The 3435-nt window shown below is 52.6% G+C and carries 3 protein-coding genes; 1 reads left to right on the top strand and 2 read right to left on the bottom strand.

Annotated features, from left to right (window positions below):
- Window positions 1-1607 (bottom strand): homocysteine S-methyltransferase family protein (locus IQ260_RS28950; RefSeq protein WP_193996530.1); only part of this gene is annotated, 1607 nt, incomplete at its 3' end.
- A gap of 170 nt (window positions 1608-1777) precedes the next feature.
- On the opposite strand from IQ260_RS28950, the gene IQ260_RS28955 reads away from it, so the two are divergent.
- Window positions 1778-2239 carry a VOC family protein gene (locus IQ260_RS28955; RefSeq protein ID WP_193996531.1) on the top strand — a complete coding sequence of 154 codons (462 nt, stop codon included), beginning with the start codon at window positions 1778-1780 and terminating at the stop codon, window positions 2237-2239.
- Between the two features lie 166 nt (window positions 2240-2405).
- Here the strand turns inward: IQ260_RS28955 and IQ260_RS28960 are convergent.
- Window positions 2406-3435, bottom strand: a 1030-nt coding sequence (locus IQ260_RS28960; RefSeq protein WP_322745072.1) for a Uma2 family endonuclease, incomplete at its 5' end; no start/stop codon positions are given.

Below are 3435 nucleotides of genomic sequence, written 5' to 3' on the forward strand. Positions count from 1 at the left end.
TTCTCACGGTCTTCTTCAATACCGGTAGAGATAGGCAGCGCCAGAGTGTCAAAAAACAGCTCGTGGGGCGGCAGACCATATTCCAGAGCATCGCGATAGGCGCGCTGAGCAATTTGGAATTTTTTCTCGGCGGTGCGGGCCATGCCGTCTTCGTCAATGCAGCCAATGACAACACCAGCCCCGTAGGTTTTTGCCAGCTCTAAGACTTTGAAAAATCTCTCATCACCGTCTTCGTAGTTAGTGGAGTTGAGAATACATTTACCCCCAGCCACTTTGAGGCCAGCTTCCATTTTGGTCCACTCGGTGGAGTCGAGCATCAGGGGCAGGGTGACGTTGGTAACCAGACGAGAGACAATTTCGTGCATGTCGGCTTCGCCGTTACGGCCAACGTAGTCGACGTTGACATCAAGGATGTGGGCACCTTCTTTGACCTGTTTTTTTGCGATCGCAATCAACCCATCCCAATCATCCTCATTCAGCAGCTCCCGCACCTTACGCGAACCACTCGCATTCAACCGCTCCCCCACAATCAAGAACGAATTATCCTGGTCATAGGGCTGTGCCCCATAGATCGAAGCCGCTGCTGGCGGATAGTTCAAAGCAGGACGAGGCCCCTTTCCCCCTTTCTCCCCTTCCCCCTGACACAGCCTAACCTGCCGCTGCTTCGGAGCCAGCTCCTGGGAAATCTGCGCCAGCGCCGCAATATGATCGGGTCGGGTACCACAGCAGCCGCCGATCACCTGCACCCCCAAATCCTCCACAAACCGGTGCAGCGCCATACGCAGCTCCATCGGCGTCAGCTTATAGTGCGCGTGACCGCCAATATTCTCCGGTAGTCCTGCATTGGGCACACAGGACACCACAAAGGGGGATGTTTCCGACAGATATTTCACATGCTCTGTCATCAGGTCTGGTCCGGTCGCACAGTTCAGCCCCAAAATATCAATGGGATAGGGCTCCAGAATGCTCACCACCGCCGTAATATCCGAACCCACCAGCATCGTGCCAGTGGTCTCCATCGTGACCGACACCATCAGCGGCAGACGAGTCCCCTTTTTCTCAAACACCGCCTCAATCGCATTGAGCGCTGCCTTGATTTGCAGCACATCCTGACAGGTTTCGACAATAAACAGATCGACACCACCGTCATACAGTCCCTCCGCCTGGACCGTAAAGGCAGCCAGCAGCTCATCATAGGTAATGTGTCCGAGGGTGGGCAGCTTGGTCCCTGGCCCCATGGAACCCGCCACAAAACGCGGCTTGTCCGGGGTAGAAAATTCAGCCGTGCAGCATTTGGCCAGTTCTGCCGCCACCTTGTTCATCTCATAGGTTTGGTCCTGAAGACCGTACTCTGCCAGGACAAACGTGCTGCCCCCAAAGGTATCGGTTTCAATCACATCGGCACCCGCCGAAAAGAAATCTCGATGCACCTTAGCCACCGCCTCAGGCTTGGTCATCACCAAATACTCATTACAGCCCTCATACTCCAAGCCGCCAAAATCATCAGCGGTCAGTTCCTGGACCTGCAAATTGGTCCCCATCGCCCCATCAAAAACAATCACGGGTCGTTCGGGACTATGCAGACGTTCGAGGAAAAGACTGTTCATAGTAATTAAAGCGATTTAACAAAGCAGAAACTATATGTTTATTATTATCAACCCTATTGACAAATGAATTAGCAGGATTCACGCTGCCTTATTCACGCCATCGATTGATTTGTGATTGATTCGCTAAGATTGGGTTGCTAAAGCCAGAAAAGCCCGGACGGTCTCACGGCATGACCTTATCTATCGACAGCCAGCACACAGGACTCAGCCCTAATACTCTGCGTGGGGTGCATCACATTGCCCTGAATGTTAAAAACATGGACGCATCCCGCCATTTTTACGGCGATGTCCTGGGTTTGCACGAACTCACGGGAGATGAAGTGCCTGAAACACTAGTGGCATTAGTCGCCCAGGGCAAAGTTGCCAACTTTAGACTCCCTGATAGCACCATTCTGGACCTGTTTGGCGAACCTGATCTAGAGCCCCCCAATCCGGACCCAGCTCAGCAGTTTACACGGGCCAATCATCTCGCCTTTGATATCGCCCCGTCTCTGTTTGATCAGGCGGTAGACGTGCTCAAACAAAACCAGATCCCTATCGATCATGGCCCCGTCAGCAGACCCACCGGACGCGGTATTTACTTCTACGATCCGGATGGCTTTTTGGTAGAAATTCGCTGCGATCCTGAGTAGATCAGCAGCTGGCTTGAAAATGAAATATTCGTAGATCGAGTTTCGACTCCGCTCAACTCTCGAAGCTGCTCGACTCCGCTCAACTCTCGAAGCTAGAAGGTTGAGCGAAGTCGAAACCAGATCGATCGGGGACATTGTTTAGCCACAGTTCCCTAACTGGCAAATATCAGTCCAACAGCATCCTCTGGGCATCAGTCAAGTTGAGAATACTTACCACCTGCTCCCTAGACATGCCGGTCGCTAGCAGGTTTTCTGCTGCTGCTATGACTTGAGTTTGAGCCTGTTCAGCTTTGTCAGTTAACGTTGGCAACCACTCATCATCCGCCCCATACCACCGGAGCCATAGCCCCGTCGCTCCCTGGTAGCTGCCTCGCCAGACACCCAGACCCAGCTTGATTTCGTCAAACCAGTGGCGCTTGTCTTCTAAGGGAATTTCCTGATATTGGGTGGCGATCAGCTGAAACAGGCGAAAATTATTTTGATAGCGGTCAAACACTACATAGTAGGGCACCCGCAAATATCGTTCGTAGACGTCCCACTTACCAGGGGGTTGATTAATTTCTCGCAGGCTACGTCCTAAATCTTCATCCTCGGTCCCTGGAGACAGCAGCTCTACCACAAGAAACGGACTCACGCCTTCTTGCCAGATCACATAGCTCCAGCGTAAATCTGCCTGTTGTTTAGCGGCGGGCACTCCCAACACCATGAACCAGTCGGGGCGCTTGTGCCACTGGGGATGACGACTATCGTAATAGACATTAAGATCCGTGCCAAAAAACACCTCATCCATGGCCTGGGTGGTCAGTTGGCAGGTTTCTCGTAATAGCTGCGGCTGAAAGTTATGGAATTCGTCAGGCAACCCAGGCTCCTCGGGATACTCACTCGGCAAGTCGTACATCGTTGGGAGGGGCTGTTGCGCTGACGGTGCGGTAAGGGCTTTAGCATCGGCAGTTTTTAGACTCATGGGTACCGCTCGCAGTAGAGTGAGGGCTCGGAGCGCCATAAAGCTGGTCATGGCCAGCCATAAGACATGAGGGCTTTGCAGGCTGTAAGCAATTAGGGCTAACGGGCAAAAGCCGACTAATGCAGCCAACATTGAAGAATTGCGTAACGTACGGCCTGAGGTCAGACCGAGAAAATAGCCATCTAGCATAAAGGCAATGGCTCCAAAGCCAAAGATGGGGAATAGCCAGAAG

The sequence above is a fragment of the Leptolyngbya cf. ectocarpi LEGE 11479 genome (genome assembly GCF_015207065.1).
Taxonomy (GTDB): domain Bacteria; phylum Cyanobacteriota; class Cyanobacteriia; order Phormidesmidales; family Phormidesmidaceae; genus Leptothoe; species Leptothoe ectocarpi.

Bases quoted from the DNA above. Each gene is read 5' to 3' on its own strand.
- IQ260_RS28955 (WP_193996531.1), top strand. From the start codon at position 1,778: ATGACCTTATCTATCGACAGCCAGCACACAGGACTCAGCCCTAATACT.